Below are 18,131 nucleotides of genomic sequence, written 5' to 3' on the forward strand. Positions count from 1 at the left end.
GGCGAATCATCACGCCCCGCTATCATGGCCAGCAAAGCGCTCAGCATCTGATGACGTTTCCCGCCGAGATGCTGTTGGCGCGAGGGTGTACGTATCGGAGTACTGAAAATTCAAAAGCAACATTGAACGAGATCACCATGCCTCCACAAGACGAAGTCTTCATCAGCTACGCGCACGATACTCCCGAGAATGCAGAGAAGGTGTTGGAGCTTTCAAACCGGCTCAGAAGTGAGGGGGTTGACTGCGTTCTTGATCAATACGAAGAGGCCCCGACGGAAGGCTGGCCTCGCTGGATGGACAGAAAAATTCGGGATGCCAGGTATGTCTTGATGATTTGCACGGAGGTCTACTACAACCGCGTCATGGGTGACGAAAAACCGGGAGTAGGACTAGGCGTCAAATGGGAGGGCAACCTGGTCTACCAACATTTGTACAACGATGGAGCGTTGAACACGAGGTTTATTCCGGTGTTGCTCGACAACACGCATGCCAAGTTTATTCCTGCACCAATTGCCGGTGCAACGCGCTATAGCTTGGAAAATCCGGCAGGGTATGACGCTCTGTACAAGCGCTTGATTGGACAACCTCAGGCAGCGCCCAAACCGCCACTAGGCACAATCAAACCCTTGCCAGAAAAGCCAGTAAAGACTGACGTAAAACTCCTAATCACAAGCCCGATCAACATTGAACTGTGGGACCAGGCCAAATGGAGAGCGGTTTTTTTCATGTTTGCAGATGGAGCGCCTCCCACCATCGGATTTGGCTTCAAAAATGGTCAAGTGGGCCGGGAAATCTTTAAGGAATGGCGGGAGGGGTATGGCGAGAACGATGACCTTGAGCTAATTCGTCTTTCTATTGTCGAGGGGCCTATCCCAGGTCTTTTTGATGGCTACACGGTCAACATCGGACCGAACATTCCAGAGCAAGCAAAGCTTGCTAAGAAGTCAGGTACGTTCGGAGACGGGAACCTGTTCATGGCGATAAGTCGCCTACAGCGTATGCCAAAGGCACATCAATCAGGACATCTAGAAACGTTTAAGCAGCTATACAAGCAGCACAAGACTTATTGGCTGATGCCTGCAACTCTCTCGGAAGATGGATCTCAACTTGATCCACATCCCGAACTTGCGATACGTAAAGGGGAAATCTTCCTTCGCCACAGCGATGAGATTGGGCAGCATGATATTGATCGTGTTGTTTTCCCCAAGGATGCTGCTGACGAAGCACTGATGAAAAACCCCACTGGCCGAGAAACGTCCCATAAGTGGACATTTGGCAAAAGTTGATCGTCCTATCGGCTATGAGGTTCAAGCAAATCTTCTTCTATTCGATGCAGTTCAATGGGTAGAGTGATTACGCGCCCCCGCAAACCGTCGAGGTGATTCGCCCAAAGCTGCATCAGCGCAACTCGCTGAGAAAGATAGGTGGCGTGGTTGTAGGCTGCGCTCACCCGGTCCCTCTCTTGGTGCGCGAGTTGCAGCTCGATTACGGCATGATCCTGCCCAAGTTCATGCAGTAGCGTCGATGCAATCCCACGCCAACCGTGGCCCGTCATTTGACCTTTGTAGCCCATACGGTAGAGCGCAAACAAAATCGCGTTGTTGCTCATAGGCTTTTCGTGGTCATGCCCGCCCGGGAATAGCAGGTCATTGCCTGTCCCCACCCGCTTCAACGCTTGCAGCACTGACAACGCCTGGGCGGACAGGGGCACGATGTGTTCTGTTTTCATCTTCATGCGGCCGGCGGGTATGCGCCACAGAGACGCCGCCAGGTTGAATTCCGACCATTCCGCCTTTATCAGCTCGCTGGTGCGCACGAACGTCAGCGCCATGAGATGGATGGCCAGGCGCGTGCGCACGTGACCCCGGTAGTCGTCCACATCACGCAGTAGCTGCGGCAGTTTCGCAACGTCCACCCGCGCATAGTTCTGCTCCCGAACCGGGGCGAGCACGTCAGCCGGCTGAACATCGCCGCACGGGTTGTGCTCGGCCAGGCCGTGGCCGATGGCGTACCGGAATACCTGCCCCGAAATCTGGATGGCTCGCCGCGCCAGGTCATGCGCGCCCCGCAGCTCAACCTTTTTGGCCATGGCCACGATCTGCGGCGCGCGGATACTGGCGATTGGCAAAGCGCCGATCTGAGGGAAGGCGTCCAGCTCCATGCGGCGTAGCACCTGATCTGCGTGTTTCTTCGACCGCGTGCGCGCCCAGCTGGCGTGCCAGGCCCTGGCCACAGTTTCGAAAGAGTTATCGGCGGCCACGGCGCTGGCGCGCTTCTGTGCCTGGCGCTTTGCCGATGGGTCACCGCCATCGAGCACCTGGCGCCGGGCGTCGTCGCGGGCCTTGCGGGCCTGCAGCAGTGACACATCAGGATAGACGCCCAGGCTCAAGCGCTTTTCCTTTCCGTCCATGCGGTACTTGAACCGCCACCATTTGCCGCCCGAGGGAGCGACTTCGAGGTAAAGGCCATCAGCGTCGTACAGCTTGCGCGGCTTTTCAGCAGGTTTCGCCGCCTTGATGGCGGTGTCGGTGAGGGGCATGTGGGGCAACTCCGTGAAGTGGGGCAATTGCTGCCCCAAAAGTTGCCCCAAAGTATAGGCGGCTGCACCCGGACACTAGCGGACGCTGCAGGACACGGAAAGTCGCGCCACAAAAAGGAAATCCGCCAGGTCCGTATGTCTACGAACGCTGGCGGATGAATAAATGGTCGGCGTGGCGGGATTCGAACTCGCGACCCCTTGCACCCCATGCAAGTGCGCTACCAGGCTGCGCTACACGCCGACAAGACTTAGATTATATGCAGAAAAATGCTAGGTCAGAGAAAGTAACGCACGAATCTCAAATAATTCTTTGCGCACCGCATTCGAGTCCAGCGAATAGCCCACCGCATCGATGGACAAGCTCTGCGCGCTGTCGATCAGCATGCTGGGCAGCTCAGGGCCGCCGTCCGCGGCATCGCCTTCTGCACCGGCCTCATCGCGCGCGGGATGCGCCAGTTCCTGCAGGCGATTGCGGGCGCCACTGATGGTGAAACCCTGGTCGTACAGCAGGTCCCGGATGCGGCGGATCATGAGCACTTCGTGGTGCTGGTAGTAGCGGCGGTTGCCGCGCCGCTTCATGGGCCGCAGCTGTGTGAACTCCTGCTCCCAGTAACGCAGCACGTGGGGTTTTACGCCGCACAGCTCCGCCACCTCACCGATGGTGAAGTAGCGTTTGGCGGGTATGGAAGGAAGAGGTGTGCCCATCGAGAAAGCGTTTCAGACCAGGGAGCCGCGTAGCGTACTGCACTGACGCAAACACCGCCAGTGAACAGAAACATTCCGGTCACAAAACGGTACAAATTCACTCAGTGCGCCACAACCGCCGTCTGAATTTGCTCCTTGAGCTTGCTGCTGGCGTGAAACGTCACCACACGACGCGCTTTGATGGGGATGGCCTCCCCGGTGCGCGGGTTGCGGCCGGGGCGCGGTGCCTTGGTGCGGATCTGAAAGTTGCCAAAGCCCGAGAGCTTGACGTCCTTGCCCTCGACCAGGCTTTGCGCGATCAGATCGAAGAACGCGTCGATCATGTCCTTGGACTCGCGCTTGTTCAGGCCGATCTGATCGAACAGCAGATCGGCCAGCTGTGCCTTGGTCAGTGCCGGTGTCTCCAGGCTTTCGACGGCGAATTCGATCATGGCATCACTCCCCTCTTGGGCAACATCGTTGTCATCAAACACGCAGGCGCGCGCCGGTGCGCTGCACCAGACTGTCAGCGACGGCTTGAACCGCAGCCTCGATCTCCGCCTCAGTCAGTGTGGCTTCGTCACGAGCCAACGTCAGGCGCACGGTAACGCTCTTCTCGCCCTGAGCAAGGCCACCAGCGGGTGATTCCTCGCCTTCGCGCAGCGGCTTGGGACGGTACACGTCATACAGCACCGCCGAGCGCAACATGCCACCTGGCAGAGCCTGCTGAACCGCCGAAATGATTTCGTCGTGCGTCACCCGTTCGGCGACCACCACGGCCTTGTCACGCTCGACCGCCTGGTGCTTGGCCACGGCCTTGAACTGGGGCACCACGCGCTGCATCACGGCGTCGAGCTCGAGCTCGAACATCACCGGGGCCAGCGGCAGGTCCCAGGACTGGCGCCACTGCGGGTGCAACTCGCCCACAAAGCCGATGGCATGGCCGTCCACCAGCACGCGCGCGCAGCGGCCGGGGTGCATGGCCGGGTGCGTGGCGGGCTCGAAGCTGGCCTGCAGCGGGGCCAGCAAGGCCTCCACGTCGCCCTTCACATCGAAGAAGTCGATGGCCTGCTCCTTGCGGCCCCACTGCAGCGCGTCGTTCGGGCCGTAGGCCAGGCCGGACACGCGCATGGGCTGGTTGAAGCCTTCGACGGTGGTGTCGGTGTTGCGCACCGTGGCGTCGCGCAGGAACACGCGGCCCAGCTCGAACACGCGCACGCGCTGGGCCTTGCGGTCCAGGTTGAACTTCAGCACTTGCAGCAGCGAACCCAGCAGCGTCGAACGCATCACGCTCATCTGGCTGGCGATGGGGTTGAGCAGCTTGATGGGCTGGGCGTTAGCGGCCAGCTCATTCTCCCAACGCTCTTCCACAAAGCTGAAGTTGATCGTCTCCTGGTAACCCAGACCGGCCAGCGAGCGGCGCACGGCAAACGGGCTGCGCGTGGCCTCGGCCGGCAGCTTGGGAGTGATGGGCGCCAGGGGCGGCGTGGTGGGCAGGTTGTTGTAGCCCACCATGCGCGCCACTTCTTCGATCAGGTCTTCTTCGATGGTGATGTCGAAGCGGTACGCGGGTGGCGTGACGGTGAGCGTGCCTTCGCCCTGCACCACCGGCAGGCCCAGGCGGGCCAGCACGTCGGCGCACTGCGCCTGGGTCAGGGGCATGCCGATAACCTTGGAAGCACGCGCCACGCGCAGCGTGACGGGCTGGGGCACGGGCAGGTTTACGGACTGGTCGTCCATGGGGCCGCAGGCGGTGTCCGGCGTGCCGCAGATATCGATGACCAGCTGGGTGATGCGCTCGATGTGCTCGACCGTGAGGCTCGGGTCCACACCGCGCTCGAAGCGGTGGCCGGCATCGGTGGAGAAGTTGAAGCGGCGCGAGCGCCCGGCCACGGCCTTGGGCCACCAGAAGGCGGCTTCGATGTAGATGTGCTTCGTGTCGTCGGACACGGCGGTGGCGTCGCCGCCCATGATGCCGGCGAGCGACTCGACCTGCTGCTCGTCAGCGATCACGCCGACCTTGTCGTCCACGGTGATGGTGTTGCCGTTGAGCAGCTTGAGCTGCTCGCCCGGCTTGCCCCAGCGCACGTCCAGGTCGCCGTGAATCTTGTCCAGATCAAAAATGTGCGACGGCCGGCCCAGTTCGAACATCACGTAGTTGGAGATGTCGACCAGCGGCGACACGCCGCGCTGGCCGCAGCGCGCCAGGCGGTCCAGCATCCACTGGGGCGTGGCGGCGCGCGTGTTCACGTTGCGCACGATGCGGCCGGAGAAGCGGCCGCACAGGTCGGGCGCGCTCACCTTGACGGCGAGCTTGTCGGACAGTGTTGCCGCCACCGCGGGGAACGACGGCTGCTGCAGCGGCACGCCGGTGAGGGCCGACACTTCGCGCGCAATGCCGTACACACTGAGGCAGTGCGCCAGGTTGGGCGTGAGCTTGAGCGTGAACAGCGTGTCGTCCAGGTTCAGGTGGGTGCGGATGTCCTGGCCCACGGGTGCAGAGGCGTCGAGCTCGAGCAGACCGCCATGGTCCTCGGACAGCTTGAGTTCGCGGGCCGAGCACAGCATGCCCTGGCTCTCCACGCCGCGCAGCTTGCCGACCTTGATGAGGAACGGCTTGCCGTCGTCGCCGGGCGGCAGCTCTGCGCCCACCATGGCACACGGCACCTTGATGCCCACGCGGGCGTTGGGCGCGCCGCACACGATGTTGAGCAAGGCGCCCTGCCCCACATCCACCTGGCACACGCGCAGGCGGTCGGCATCAGGGTGTTGCACGGCTTCTTTGATTTCGCCCACCACAATCTTGGTGAAGGGCGGCGCCACGGGGCGCAGCTCTTCCACCTCGAGGCCGGCCATGGTCAGCGTCTCGGCCAGCTCGGCCGTCGAAAGGGGTGGGTTGCAGAACTCGCGCAACCAGGATTCAGGAAATTGCATAGTCGGACTCTTGTTCTAAAGGATCGGCGCGCTGCCGCCAGGCGTGCGCGCGTGCGTCGCTCAATCGACAGGCTTTACTGGAACTGCGACAGGAAGCGGATGTCGCCGTCAAAGAACAAGCGCAGGTCGTTCACGCCGTAGCGCAGCATGGTCAGGCGGTCGGGGCCCATGCCGAAGGCAAAGCCGATGTATTTTTCTGGGTCCAGGCCCATGTTGCGCACCACGTTCGGGTGCACCTGGCCGGAGCCGGCCACTTCCAGCCAGCGGCCGGCCAGCGGGCCGGTCTGGAACTGGATGTCGATCTCGGCGCTGGGCTCGGTGAAGGGGAAGAAGCTCGGGCGAAAGCGCAAGACCAGGTCGTCGCTTTCGAAGAACGTGCGGCAGAACGCCGTGAAGATGACCTTCAAATCCTTGAAGCTCACGTTTTCGCCGATCCACAGGCCTTCGCACTGGTGGAACATGGGCGAGTGCGTGGCGTCGCTGTCCACCCGGTAGGTGCGGCCCGGCGCGATGACGCGGATCTCTGGCATGGGCTGGCCAGCGTCCAGCAGCGCACGGTGCTTCTTCACATGCTGCACCGCGTGGCGGATCTGCATCGGGCTGGTGTGGGTGCGCAGCAGGTTGGGGGCGGTGTCAGTGCCGCCCTCCACGTAGAAAGTGTCGTGCATCGAACGCGCAGGATGGTCTTCCGGCGTGTTCAGTGCGGTGAAGTTGAACCAGTCGGTCTCGATCTCGGGGCCCTGGGCCACGTCGAATCCCATGGAGCCGAAGATGCCCTCGATGCGCTCGAGCGTGAGCGACACGGGGTGCAGGCCGCCCTGCCCGCGCTGGCGGCCCGGCAGGCTCACGTCCAGCGCCTCGGCCTTGAGCTGCACCTGCAGCTCGGCATCGGCCAGCGCCTGGCGCCGCGCCGTGAGAGCGGCTTCGATGGCCTGCTTGGCAACGTTGATGGCGGCGCCGCGGGATTTCTTTTCCTCGACGGACAGCTGCGCCATGCCCTTCATGAGCTCGGTCACGCGGCCCGACTTGCCCAGAAACTGCGCCTTGGCGTTTTCCAGATCAGCAGGGGTGGCGCTTTGGGCAAACAGTTGCGTCGCGCTTTCGACCAGGGAATCCAACTCGTTCATATCGACTCTTGAAAATGAACAAGGGCTAGCGCTCTTTCAAGCCCTAGCCCTTGCTGTTATTGCGCAGGCAGCTATCAAAAAGATAGCCGCCCATCGTGAACTCAAGCAGCCAGTTTGGCCTTGACTTGGCTTACGATGCTGCCAAAGGCAGCCTTGTCGTGCACTGCGAGGTCGGCCAGCATCTTGCGGTCGATCTCGATGGATGCCTTCTTCAGGCCGTTGGTGAACTGGCTGTAGGTCAGGCCCAGTTCGCGCGAAGCGGCGTTGATACGGGCGATCCACAGTTGGCGGAACACGCGCTTCTTGTTGCGGCGGTCACGGTAGGCATATTGCCCAGCCTTCATTACCGCCTGTTTGGCGATACGGTAGACATTACCGCGGCGACCACGGAAACCCTTGGCAAGGGCGAGAACTTTCTTGTGACGGGCACGGGCCGTTACACCACGTTTGACGCGAGGCATGTATGTACTCCTTGTTCGTCGTTAATTAAACGCCCATGCCGGGCAGCATTTGCGCGATGTGACCCATATTGGTCTCATGCACAGCAACTGAACCACGCAATTGGCGCTTGTTCTTGGTGGTCTTCTTGGTCAAGATGTGACGCTTGAAGGCTTGACCGCGCTTGACGGTGCCACCGGGACGAACGCGGAAACGTTTTTTCGCGCTGCTCTTAGTCTTCATTTTGGGCATGTGAATGCTCCTTTTTCGTTGTGCTCGTGAGGCGTTTGCAAACCGATCTGCAAACTTGTTGGCCCCGAGCCACTTTTTCAGCCGGCTTGCACCGGCTGTGCGGCAGCGCGTGAACACTGCCTATCGCCAAGCCTGCCCCTTGCGGAGTGGACCCGGCAAATTCTGTCTCTATCTCTATGTCTCTCTGTGCGGCAGTGCCGCCCGCCTCAGGCAGCGCTGCCCGAAGGCGCGCTTTCAGTGGCAGCTGGCTTGGCGGCAGCGATCTTCTTCTTGCCCGGCGCAATCATCATGATCATCTGGCGGCCTTCCAGCTTGGGAAACTGCTCGATGATGATGGAGTCGGCCAGCTCATCGCGAATGCGGTTGAGCAGTGCCAAACCCAGCTCCTGGTGCGTGATTTCGCGGCCGCGAAAACGCAGCGTGATCTTGCACTTGTCACCCTCCGCCAGAAAGCGGCGGATGTTGCGCATCTTGATGTTGTAGTCGCCATCGTCCGTACCCGGACGGAATTTGACTTCCTTGATCTCGATGACCGTCTGCTTAGCCTTGGCTTCAGCAGCGCGCTTTTGTTCCTGGTACTTGAACTTGCCGTAGTCCATCAGGCGGCACACCGGCGGATTTGCTGTGGCAGCGATTTCCACCAGATCCACATCCAGCTCGCCCGCCATACGCAGGGCTTCCATGAGGCTGACCACGCCCAAAGGCTCATTCTCTGGCCCGGACAGACGGACTTCCGGGGCCATGATTTCACGGTTCAGGCGGTGCTTGCGCTCTTCACGGTGGCGACGATCACGAAATTCAGTAGCGATGGCTATCTTCCTTCAATCAAAATACTACAAAAAATGTAGCTACAACCGCACAGCTGGCGCGCGACAAAGCACGATTTGAATCAAACTCAGGCTTTGGTGGCGATGTCCTGGGCGATCAACTCAGCGAACGCTTCAATGGACATCACGCCGAGGTCACGATTACCCCGGGCGCGCACTGCGACGGCTCCTGCAGCCTTTTCCTTGTCGCCCGCGACGAGGATGTACGGCAGCTTTTGCAACGAATGCTCCCGTATTTTATACGTAATCTTCTCGTTGCGCAGGTCCACCGCCACCCTAAGGTCTTGATTCGGCAGTGCTTTTTCAAGCTTTGCGGCAATTTCGCGACAGTAATCGGCTTGCGCGTCGGTAATATTGAGCACCGCCACCTGCACCGGAGCCAGCCACAGGGGGAAGGCGCCAGCGTAGTGCTCGATCAGCATGCCGATGAAACGCTCCATGCTGCCCACCGTGGCGCGGTGCAGCATGAGCGGGCGCTTGCGGGTGCCGTCTTCGGCCACGTATTCAGCGTCCAGGCGCTCGGGCAGGTTGGGGTCGATCTGCATCGTGCCGCATTGCCACTGGCGGCCCAGCGCGTCTTTCAGCGTGTACTCGATCTTGGGGCCGTAGAAGGCGCCCTCGCCTTCGGCGATCTCGAACTCGCAGCCCGAATGGCGCAGGCCGTCCATCAGCGCCTTCTCGGCGCGGTCCCACGATTCGTCGGTGCCGATGCGTGCGGCCGGCCGCGTGGCCACCTTGTAGATGATGTTGGTGAAGCCGAAGTCCTTGTAGACCTTCTGCACCAGCGCCGTGTAGTTGGCGCACTCTTCCAGCACCTGCTCTTCGGTGCAGAAGATGTGGCCGTCGTCCTGCGTGAAGCCGCGCACGCGCATGATGCCGTGCAGGCCGCCGGTGGGCTCGTTGCGGTGGCAGGCACCGAATTCGCCGTACCGCAGCGGCAGGTCGCGGTAGCTCTTGATGCCCTGCTTGTAGATCAGGATGTGGCCGGGGCAGTTCATCGGCTTGAGCGCGTACTCGCGCTTTTCCGACTCGGTCGTGAACATGTTCTCGTGGTACTTGTCCCAGTGGCCGGTCTTCTCCCACAACTGCTTGTCCAGAATCTGCGGGCCCTTGACCTCCTGGTAGCCGTTATTGCGGTACACGCGGCGCATGTACTGCTCCACCTCCTGCCACAGGGCCCAGCCCTTGGGGTGCCAGAACACGGTGCCGGGCGAGTGCTCGTCCATGTGGAACAGGTCGAGCTCGCGGCCCAGCTTGCGGTGGTCGCGCTTTTCGGCCTCTTCCAGCATGGTGAGGTACTGCTGCAACTCGTCCTTCGTCGCCCAGGCCGTGCCGTAGATGCGCTGCAGCATCTCGTTGCGGTGGTCGCCGCGCCAGTAGGCACCGGCCACCTTCATCAGCTTGAAGAATTTGAGCTTGCCGGTGCTGGGCACGTGCGGGCCGCGGCACAGGTCTTCGAACGCACCTTCGCGGTACAGGCTCACATCCTCGTTGCTGGGGATGCTGGCGATGATCTCGGCCTTGTAGTTCTCGCCCAGGCCCTTGAAGTACGCCACCGCCTCGTCGCGCGGCAGCACGCGGCGCGACACGGGCTCGTCCTTGGCCGCCAGCTCGGTCATGCGCTTTTCGATGGCGACCAGGTCTTCGGGCGTGAAGGGGCGCTTGTACGCAAAGTCGTAGAAGAAGCCGTTCTCGATCACCGGGCCGATGGTGACCTGGGCTTCAGGAAACAGGTCCTTGACGGCGTAGGCCAGCAAGTGGGCGGTGGAGTGGCGGATTACGTCCAGGCCATCGGCATCCTTGGCCGTCACGATGGACAGCGGGCTGTCGGCCGTGATCTGGTAGCTGGTGTCCACAACCTTGAAGCCTTCACCACCTTCGGCGGGGATCTTGCCGGCCAGGGCAGCCTTGGCCAGGCCGGTGCCGATCGAGGCGGCCACTTCAGCGACCGTGACCGGGCCGGGAAACTCGCGCTGCGAACCATCGGGAAGGGTGATGTGAATCATGGGACGACTGCTCTTTCTTTGGAATCAGTACGAAAAGGTATGAGGGTGGGTGCGGGCACGCGCCAGGCCCAAAAACAAAAAAGCGCGGAACAGGTCCGCGCTTTTGGAGGGGTGTGCAATCTCGTGCAGGCGCGAACAGCCAGCCTTAACGGCCGGTCAACATCTCCGATGTAGTTCGCGGTGTCATAACCAGATTGCCTTTCTCGCTCTTGTGCAGTGAATTTGCCCACATTTTAACCCCGACCCAAGCAAAAAAGCCCGAAGCGGGTGCTTCGGGCTTTACAGACTGTCGGGTTTTGATGGGTTTTGCGCCACACCGCGGCGGCGCAAAAACTCCATCGCCCAAGCAGATCAGTGGAACTGCTCTTCTTCGGTCGAACCCGTCAGGGCCTTCACGCTGGACGAGCCGCCCTGGATCACCGTGGTCACGTCGTCGAAGTAGCCTGCGCCCACTTCCTGCTGGTGCGACACAAAGGTGTAGCCCTTGTCGCGTGCGGCAAATTCTGGCTCTTGCACCATGTTCACGTAGTGCTTCATGCCTTCGCCGTTGGCGTAAGCGTGGGCGAACTGGAAGGTGTTGAACCAGTTGATGTGGATGCCGGCCAGCGTGATGAACTGGTACTTGTAGCCCAGTGCCGACAGGTCTTCCTGGAACGACGCGATCTGGCTGTCGTTGAGGTTCTTCTTCCAGTTGAACGATGGCGAGCAGTTGTACGACAGCAGCTTACCGGGGCAGGCGGCGTGCACGGCCTGGGCAAATTCACGGGCGAAGCCGATGTCTGGCACGCCGGTTTCGCACCACACCAAGTCGGCGTAGGGGGCGTAGGCCACGCCGCGGCTGATGGCTTGCTCCAGGCCGTTCTTCACGCGGTAGAAGCCTTCTTGCGTGCGCTCGCCGGTCAGGAAGGGCTTGTCGTTGGCGTCGTGGTCGGACGTGATCAGGTTGGCGGCTTCTGCGTCGGTGCGGGCCAGCACGATGGTGGACACGCCCATCACGTCAGCGGCAAAGCGGGCGGAGATCAGCTTCTCGCAGGCTTCCTGCGTGGGCACCAGCACCTTGCCACCCATGTGGCCGCACTTCTTGACGGCGGCCAGCTGGTCTTCGAAGTGAACGCCTGCAGCGCCCGACTGGATCATGTTCTTCATGAGTTCGAAGGCGTTCAGCACGCCGCCGAAACCGGCTTCCGCGTCGGCCACGATGGGCAGGAAGTAGTCGATGAATTCCTTGTCGCCGGGGTTGATGCCGCGGCCCCACTGGATTTCGTCGGCGCGCTTGAAGGTGTTGTTGATGCGGCGAACCATCGTGGGCACCGAGTCGTAGGCGTACAGCGACTGGTCGGGGTACATGGTCTCGGAGGTGTTGCCGTCAGCGGCCACTTGCCAGCCCGACAGGTACACGGCTTCCAGGCCTGCCTTGGCCTGCTGCATGGCCTGGCCGGCGGAGATGGCGCCGAACGCGTTCACGTAGCCCTTCTTGGCGCCGCCGTTGATCTTGTCCCACAGCTTTTCAGCGCCGCGCTTGGCCAGCGTGTGCTCGATGGGCAGCGAGCCGCGCAGGCGCACCACGTCGGCAGCGGAGTAGCCGCGCTTCACGCCCTTCCAGCGGGGGTTCTGGGCCCAGTCTTTTTCCAGGGCGGCAATTTGCTGTTCGCGGCTCAGTTGTTCGTTGAGGGATTGGGGCATGGGGATCACTCCGAAGGTTGGTTGAAAACGCCGGGCTGCTGGTGCCGCCCTTGGAGACAACTTTAAGTCTTCTATAAGACTTGAGCAAGCTCTTATGTCTTATACAAGAGATAAATTTTTTCCTTGCAAAACAACAGCTTAAACACGCAATTTCTCAATACAGAAATTGATTTCTCATATCGAGAAAAATTGCGGCAATGCAACATCTATCGCGTTTTGCCATGTGGAATCAAAATTCCGTATCGCAAAATTGGATTGCCTCGGTTGACTGATCGTAGGGATGCTGTGTGTCAACCGTTGCATCACCTGGGCTCACCCTACCCCTCCGTGCCCCTCCTCCTCCCCTTGCGCCCACCTGCCTGTCACAAGAACTTCACCCAATCCCCTTCCGGAACGCGCGCGGCCGACAGCACGTAGCGGGGGTTGATCTCATACACCAGGCAGGGCAACGGCTCACCATTCACTTCGACGTCGATCTCGCGCTTGATGTATTCGTCGGTGGGGTTCTCACCCAGCGACTCGATCTCGTCCAGCACGTCTTCGAGCGCGGGCTCGATGGCGTAGACCTCGCCGTGCACCCATTCCGCCCCGCCGAGCGTGACGCCCGGGTAGGCACCCAGGTGGTACAGGATGCCGGCGATGCGCCCCCGCCCCACGAACAGGGGCGGCGGCTCCAGGCGCGTGATGTCGTTGCTGCAGCCCTGGCGCAGGGTGCCGTACACAAAAACCCAGCGGGACGGCGGAAGGGAGCTGGTTTCGTCGGGCATGATGCGTACTCATTTTTGTTGAACAGCCCGCAGTTTAGTGACCACTCCCAGCCGCCCCTTCGCCTACCTGTGCCTGGCCCTGAGCATGGCGTTGGTGGGCAGCTATGTGGCGCTGTCCAAACCGCTGGCTGCGGTTCTGCCGGTGTTTCTGCTGGCCTGGATGCGGTTCGGCATCGGCGGCATTGCCATGCTGCACTGGCTGCGCAAGCCGGCCAACGAGCCCCCGCTCACCCCACAAACCAAGCGCCTGTTGTTCCTGGAATCCTTTCTGGGCAACTTCATGTTCACCATCTGCATGCTGTACGGGGTGACGCTGACCGATGCGATCTCTGCCGGAGTGACGCTGGCGGCCATTCCTGCCGCGGTGGCCGTGATGGGCTGGGCGTTTCTGAAAGAGCGCGTGGCGCCCCGCACCTGGGCGGCGGTGGTGTGTGCGGTGTTTGGCATTGCGCTGTTCGCGCTATCAAAACCAGAGCTGGCAGCGCATGCTGGGCAAGCGGTAGACGGCAAAAACAGCCACAACCTGGTGTGGCTGGGCCAGTTGCTGCTCGTGGGCGCGGTGCTGTGCGAGGCGGCATACACCGTCATCGGCAAGAAACTCACGGGCAGCCTGGGGCCCAAGCGCATCACCTCGCTCATCAACCTGTGGGGCTTTGTGCTGACCACGCCGGCGGGTTTGTATATGGCGCTGCGCTTCGACTTTGCCGCCGTCGGCTGGGGCACCTGGGTGCTGTTGCTGTTTTATGCCCTGGCTGCCTGCATGTGGACGGTGTGGCTGTGGATGACCGGGCTCAAGGCGGTCCCCGCAGCGCAAGGCGGCGTGTTCTCGGTGCTGCTGCCGGTGAGTGCCGCCCTGGTGGGCGTGCTGGCGCTGGGCGAATCGCTCACGGGTCTGCAGCTCTTCGCGTTCGTGATTGCACTGGCCAGCGTGCTGCTGGCCACCCTGCCCTCGCGGGCGGCCTTGCGAATGGGCCGCCGCGGCTGACGCGGTCAGGAGGTCGGAGGGGCAGTCGGCCAGCCGGTCAGGCGTGCAGGGCCGTGGCGCTGACGACGATGCCGTCGTCATCGGTATAGAGCCAGTCGCCCGGGCGCACCCACACGCCCTGCACCTGCACCGGCACGTCGCGTTGGCCTTCCCCACGCCGCTCCGTGGGCAGCGGGATGAGCGCCAGCGCGCGGATGCCCACGGCCGCCGCGTTCAGTTCGGCCACGTCGCGCACGCAGCCGTCCACCACCAGCCCGGCCCAGCCGTTGCGCGCCGCAGCCGCAGCCAGGTTGCCGCCCACCAGCGCACGGCGCAGGGAGCCACCGCCATCGACCACCAGCACACGCCCTTCGCCCGGCGATTCGACAGCGGCCTTCACCTGGGTATTGTCTTCATGGCATTTGACGGTGCTTACCGGCCCGCTGAAGTGGGCCACGCCACCGAACGCGCGGAACGCGGGAGGCAGCACGCGAAACGCTCCGCTGGTGTCCCCTTTGTGGACATCGCAAAAATCGCAAGTGCTGAAGGCGGCGGCGGAAGCTGCAGTCATCGAGGAAACCTTTCTTGAGACCTGTAGAGGAAACCGGCAATGCCGGGCATGAGCAGCACGGCCTCCCTCGTACCGCTGGCAACGGTCAGCAAGGGTGGGCGGTGGGCCGAATGGGACTGGGCATTGTTGCGCAGCAGCGCGGCGCCGGGGAGCGGAAATTGCTCAGGGCATAGGGCCCCCACCCCGGCAACCCCTCCAATCGCGCTTGTCTGCCCCAGTTTTGTCAAGGAAGGCAGGGCAAGGCGACAACTTCCAGGCCCTCCGGAGGCCATCACGGGCCACCACAGGGCGCCACAGCTACAAATCGAGGCAAAAAAAGCGGTTTCTCCCTTGGAAACCCGTTTTTTTCCCAGTAGCATCGGCCTGCCAGTGGGACGCCCTCGTTTTCGCTGGTAAAAATTGACGTCCAACTAGGAAAACCCAACATGGCAACTGCAAAAAAAGCTCCGGCAAAAACAGCCCCTGCGGCCAAGAAGGCTCCCGCCACCAAGACGGCTGCCGCCCCCGCAAAGAAGCGTACCCCCAACGCCGCCTTCATGAAGGCGCTCACGCCCAGCCCCGCGCTGGCTGCCGTGGTGGGCTCGGCACCGCTGCCACGCACGGAGATCATCAGCAAGCTGTGGGTCTACATCAAGGCCAACAACCTGCAGGACGCCACCAACAAGCGCAACATCAACGCTGACGCCAAGCTCAAGGAGCTGTTCGGCAAGCCCCAGGTGTCGATGTTCGAACTGGCTGGCCTGATCGGCAAGCACGTCAAGTAAGCGCTTCGCGTCCCCAAAAAAGCCGGCTCTGCCGGCTTTTTTTCGTTGGGACCCGGCCAAAGTGTGGCGTGCAGACGTCAATGCAAATGAGAATGACCCTCATTCGATGTAACATAAAGATGCACGACGAAGCATGACTTTGTGAAGTTTTTCTCACAAGCGTCATTGCCTCCGGCTCGTTTGCGGCGCACATCGGGCGCCGACCTGCACATCCCCCATCGACGGAGTCCATCTTGGCTAAATCACGCGCTCAGCGCCGCAGCACCGCGCTGCGTCAAACCGCATCCCCTGTTTCCGCCACCACCGGCGTCTCTTCCGATTTGGCGCTGCTGCCCCTGGGCGCCCTGATGCTGGCTGCCTCCATGGGCGCCATGGCCCAGTCCGCCACACCGGAAGCCACCATGTCCACCGTGACGGTGCAGGAAGCGGCCGAAGTGCAAGGCAAGGACACCCTGCTGCTCAAGAAGACCACGGTCGGCAAGGGCAACCAGGACATCAAGGACATTCCCCAGTCCGTGACGGTGTTCACCGAAAAGCTGATGAACGACCGCAACCAGGACGACTTCCGCGAGGTGCTGCGCACCACGGCGGGCGTGACCTTCCAGTCGGGCGAAACGGGCGAAGAAGACGTGCGCATGCGCGGCTTCTCGCTGGGCCTGGCCGGTGACATCTATGTGGACGGCATGAAGGACGCTCCGCTGATCGAGCGCGACACGTTCAACAACGACCGCATCGAAGTGCTCAAGGGCTCGGCCTCCATGCTGTTCGGCAAGGGCTCCACCGGCGGTATCGTCAACCAGGTCAACAAGTACCCGCTGCTGATCGACCAGCACGAAGCCAGCTACACCTTCGGCACCGGCCAGTTCCACCGCGCCACAGGCGACTTCAACTTCAAGACCGGCGAGAACGCGGCCTTCCGCCTGAACGCCATGGTGCAGGAGTACGACAACTACGGCGCCAAGCAGGACAAGCGCGGCATTGCGCCCACCTTCGCCTGGGGCATCGGCACGCGCGACGAGTTCTCGATCGGGCTGTACTACCTCGAATCCAAAGGCCGTCCGCTGTACAACCACCCCTGGCGCGTGGTCGACGGCAAGATCAACACGCCGCTGGATGCCCGCAACTACTACGGTCTGGCCAGCGACCACAACGACACCTCGTCGCAGTACGTCACCCTGGGTCATATCCACCGCTTCAACGACAACGGCGAGCTGACCACCCGCCTGCGCTACGGCAAGTACGAGCGCGACCTGCTGGCCAGCACCATCGGCTTTCAAAACGGCAACATCACCCTGGGCCAGATCAACGGCAACACCGTGCTGACCCGTGGCTCCAAGGGCCGCCTGGGCGAGAGCGATGTCCTGCAAGTGCAAAGCGACTACAACAACACCTTCAACTGGGGCGGCCGCAAGCACACGGTGCTGGCCGGCGTCGACTACTACGACGACGACGCCAAGCGCAACCAGAACTACGCCAACACCACGCCGCGCCCCAACACCACCGTGGGCACGCCCAATGACGGCGCCTGGGTGGCCGACGGCCGCGCCCCGGTGCAGTGGAACACCTTCACGTCGCGCAACCTGGGCCTGTACTTCCAGGACACCGTCGCGATCAACGACACCCTGAAGCTGGTGGGCGGCCTGCGCTACGACAACTTCAAGGCTTCGTACAAGAACGCCACCGGCGCGCTGAGCAACTCCCGCTCCGACAGCCTGGTCAGCCCCCGTGTGGGCCTGCTGTTCCAGCCTACCGAGCTGACCTCGTACTACGTGTCGTACGGCACTTCGTACAACACCTCGGGCGACACCTACCAGTTCGGCAACCCCGGCACGACCACGGCGCGCACGGCCAACACCGACCCCGAAAAGAGCCGCAACTTCGAGATCGGCAGCAAGTTCGAGCTGTTCGAGCGCCGTGCCCTGCTGGGTGTGGCCGCCTTCTACAGCCAGAAGTACAACGAGCGCAACACTGACCCCGACACCGCAGCCCAGCAAGAGCTGCTGTCCGGCAAGCGCCACGCCACCGGCATGGAATTCAACCTGGCCGGCCGCCTGACGCCCCAGTGGGAACTGTTCGCCAACCACACCTGGATCCCATCGGCCAAGATCGACCACAGCAATGTGGTGGTACCCGCCAACGGCGGTGGCGCCCAGGCGCAGGGCGACCGCCCCGGCCTCACGCCCAAGCACAGCGGCAGCGTGTGGACGACCTACGCCGTCACTTCCAAGATCCGCGTGGGCGCGGGCGTGACCTACCGCGGCAAGCAAAACCCCGAAGGCTCGCGTGCCGTGTACGCCAGCGGCTTCGCGGTGATGGACGCCATGGTCGAGTACGCGTTCGACGACAAGACCACGCTCAAGCTCAACGTCAACAACCTGTTCGACCGCACCTATGCGGACGGCCTGTACCGCGGCTTCTACACGCCGGGCACGGCACGTTCCGTGCAGGTGTCGCTGAAGACGCGCTTCTGACCTTCGATGCGCTGATGCATCGACATGTCGACGTTGATGCGTTGATGCGTTGATGCGTTGATGTTCTGACGAAACGACTCCGCCCCTTCATTGGGGCGGAGTCA

At 62.0% G+C, this 18,131-nt stretch carries 16 protein-coding genes and 1 tRNA gene; 4 read left to right on the forward strand and 13 right to left on the reverse strand.

Annotated features, from left to right (window positions below):
- Window positions 1-137: 137 nt before the first annotated feature.
- Window positions 138-1,286, forward strand: a complete 1,149-nt coding sequence (locus ACSQ3N_RS16205; protein WP_436146814.1) for a toll/interleukin-1 receptor domain-containing protein — start codon at window positions 138-140, stop codon at window positions 1,284-1,286.
- A gap of 5 nt (window positions 1,287-1,291) precedes the next feature.
- Here ACSQ3N_RS16205 and ACSQ3N_RS16210 read toward each other — a convergent pair whose 3' ends face one another.
- The 12 genes from ACSQ3N_RS16210 to ACSQ3N_RS16265 form a co-directional block, all read right to left on the reverse strand.
- Window positions 1,292-2,539 (reverse strand): tyrosine-type recombinase/integrase, encoded by a 1,248-nt coding sequence (locus ACSQ3N_RS16210; protein ID WP_436146815.1) that lies wholly within the window; start codon window positions 2,537-2,539, stop codon window positions 1,292-1,294.
- Between the two features lie 164 nt (window positions 2,540-2,703).
- Window positions 2,704-2,780: transfer RNA gene (locus tag ACSQ3N_RS16215), tRNA-Pro, on the reverse strand.
- A gap of 29 nt (window positions 2,781-2,809) precedes the next feature.
- Window positions 2,810-3,244, reverse strand: a complete 435-nt coding sequence (locus ACSQ3N_RS16220; RefSeq protein ID WP_436146816.1) for a MerR family transcriptional regulator — start codon at window positions 3,242-3,244, stop codon at window positions 2,810-2,812.
- A 101-nt stretch (window positions 3,245-3,345) separates the two neighbouring features.
- Window positions 3,346-3,675, reverse strand: a complete 330-nt coding sequence (locus ACSQ3N_RS16225) for an integration host factor subunit alpha (protein WP_436146817.1) — start codon at window positions 3,673-3,675, stop codon at window positions 3,346-3,348.
- A 34-nt stretch (window positions 3,676-3,709) separates the two neighbouring features.
- A complete protein-coding gene (pheT, locus tag ACSQ3N_RS16230) occupies window positions 3,710-6,157 on the reverse strand; it encodes a phenylalanine--tRNA ligase subunit beta (RefSeq protein WP_436146818.1) in 2,448 nt (815 codons plus the stop codon).
- Between the two features lie 74 nt (window positions 6,158-6,231).
- Window positions 6,232-7,284 carry a phenylalanine--tRNA ligase subunit alpha gene (gene pheS, locus ACSQ3N_RS16235; protein ID WP_436146819.1) on the reverse strand — a complete coding sequence of 351 codons (1,053 nt, stop codon included), beginning with the start codon at window positions 7,282-7,284 and terminating at the stop codon, window positions 6,232-6,234.
- A gap of 101 nt (window positions 7,285-7,385) precedes the next feature.
- Entirely contained in the window at window positions 7,386-7,745 is a 360-nt protein-coding gene (gene rplT / locus ACSQ3N_RS16240) for a 50S ribosomal protein L20 (RefSeq protein WP_056171937.1), read from the reverse strand.
- A 25-nt stretch (window positions 7,746-7,770) separates the two neighbouring features.
- Window positions 7,771-7,974 carry a 50S ribosomal protein L35 gene (gene rpmI / locus ACSQ3N_RS16245; RefSeq protein WP_056171939.1) on the reverse strand — a complete coding sequence of 68 codons (204 nt, stop codon included), beginning with the start codon at window positions 7,972-7,974 and terminating at the stop codon, window positions 7,771-7,773.
- Between the two features lie 206 nt (window positions 7,975-8,180).
- Window positions 8,181-8,789: a translation initiation factor IF-3 gene (gene infC / locus ACSQ3N_RS16250; protein WP_082517082.1), complete on the reverse strand. Its 609-nt coding sequence runs from the start codon at window positions 8,787-8,789 to the stop codon at window positions 8,181-8,183.
- An 80-nt stretch (window positions 8,790-8,869) separates the two neighbouring features.
- On the reverse strand, window positions 8,870-10,807 hold the full coding sequence (thrS, locus tag ACSQ3N_RS16255; RefSeq protein WP_436127822.1) for a threonine--tRNA ligase: 1,938 nt from the start codon (window positions 10,805-10,807) through the stop codon (window positions 8,870-8,872).
- A gap of 351 nt (window positions 10,808-11,158) precedes the next feature.
- Window positions 11,159-12,490 carry an isocitrate lyase gene (gene aceA, locus ACSQ3N_RS16260; RefSeq protein WP_056171944.1) on the reverse strand — a complete coding sequence of 444 codons (1,332 nt, stop codon included), beginning with the start codon at window positions 12,488-12,490 and terminating at the stop codon, window positions 11,159-11,161.
- A 362-nt stretch (window positions 12,491-12,852) separates the two neighbouring features.
- Complete coding sequence (locus tag ACSQ3N_RS16265) at window positions 12,853-13,257, reverse strand: gamma-glutamylcyclotransferase family protein (protein ID WP_436146820.1); 405 nt, start codon at window positions 13,255-13,257, stop codon at window positions 12,853-12,855.
- 37 nt (window positions 13,258-13,294) lie between these two features.
- Here ACSQ3N_RS16265 and ACSQ3N_RS16270 point away from each other — a divergent pair, with 37 nt between their 5' ends.
- Window positions 13,295-14,242, forward strand: coding sequence for a DMT family transporter (locus ACSQ3N_RS16270; RefSeq protein WP_436146821.1), 948 nt, complete (start codon window positions 13,295-13,297; stop codon window positions 14,240-14,242).
- A gap of 37 nt (window positions 14,243-14,279) precedes the next feature.
- On the opposite strand, the gene rraA is transcribed toward ACSQ3N_RS16270, so the two are convergent.
- Entirely contained in the window at window positions 14,280-14,792 is a 513-nt protein-coding gene (gene rraA, locus ACSQ3N_RS16275; RefSeq protein ID WP_436146822.1) for a ribonuclease E activity regulator RraA, read from the reverse strand.
- 425 nt (window positions 14,793-15,217) lie between these two features.
- Between rraA and ACSQ3N_RS16280 the strand changes: the two genes are divergently transcribed.
- The gene (locus ACSQ3N_RS16280; RefSeq protein ID WP_436146823.1) at window positions 15,218-15,556 is read left to right on the forward strand and encodes an SWIB/MDM2 domain-containing protein; all 339 of its coding nucleotides are present in this window, start codon (window positions 15,218-15,220) and stop codon (window positions 15,554-15,556) included.
- Between the two features lie 233 nt (window positions 15,557-15,789).
- Complete coding sequence (locus ACSQ3N_RS16285; protein WP_436146824.1) at window positions 15,790-18,027, forward strand: TonB-dependent receptor; 2,238 nt, start codon at window positions 15,790-15,792, stop codon at window positions 18,025-18,027.
- Window positions 18,028-18,131 lie beyond the last annotated feature (104 nt).

Source organism: Acidovorax sp. LjRoot194 (genome assembly GCF_964253015.1).
GTDB lineage: Bacteria > Pseudomonadota > Gammaproteobacteria > Burkholderiales > Burkholderiaceae_C > Acidovorax.

Coding starts and splice junctions, on each gene's coding strand:
- ACSQ3N_RS16205 (WP_436146814.1), top strand. CDS start 138: ATGCCTCCACAAGACGAAGTCTTCATCAGCTACGCGCACGATACTCCC.
- ACSQ3N_RS16210 (WP_436146815.1), bottom strand. CDS start 2,539: ATGCCCCTCACCGACACCGCCATCAAGGCGGCGAAACCTGCTGAAAAG.
- ACSQ3N_RS16220 (WP_436146816.1), bottom strand. CDS start 3,244: ATGGGCACACCTCTTCCTTCCATACCCGCCAAACGCTACTTCACCATC.
- ACSQ3N_RS16225 (WP_436146817.1), bottom strand. CDS start 3,675: ATGATCGAATTCGCCGTCGAAAGCCTGGAGACACCGGCACTGACCAAG.
- pheT (WP_436146818.1), bottom strand. CDS start 6,157: ATGCAATTTCCTGAATCCTGGTTGCGCGAGTTCTGCAACCCACCCCTT.
- pheS (WP_436146819.1), bottom strand. CDS start 7,284: ATGAACGAGTTGGATTCCCTGGTCGAAAGCGCGACGCAACTGTTTGCC.
- rplT (WP_056171937.1), bottom strand. CDS start 7,745: ATGCCTCGCGTCAAACGTGGTGTAACGGCCCGTGCCCGTCACAAGAAA.
- rpmI (WP_056171939.1), bottom strand. CDS start 7,974: ATGCCCAAAATGAAGACTAAGAGCAGCGCGAAAAAACGTTTCCGCGTT.
- thrS (WP_436127822.1), bottom strand. CDS start 10,807: ATGATTCACATCACCCTTCCCGATGGTTCGCAGCGCGAGTTTCCCGGC.
- aceA (WP_056171944.1), bottom strand. CDS start 12,490: ATGCCCCAATCCCTCAACGAACAACTGAGCCGCGAACAGCAAATTGCC.
- ACSQ3N_RS16265 (WP_436146820.1), bottom strand. CDS start 13,257: ATGCCCGACGAAACCAGCTCCCTTCCGCCGTCCCGCTGGGTTTTTGTG.
- rraA (WP_436146822.1), bottom strand. CDS start 14,792: ATGACTGCAGCTTCCGCCGCCGCCTTCAGCACTTGCGATTTTTGCGAT.
- ACSQ3N_RS16280 (WP_436146823.1), top strand. CDS start 15,218: ATGGCAACTGCAAAAAAAGCTCCGGCAAAAACAGCCCCTGCGGCCAAG.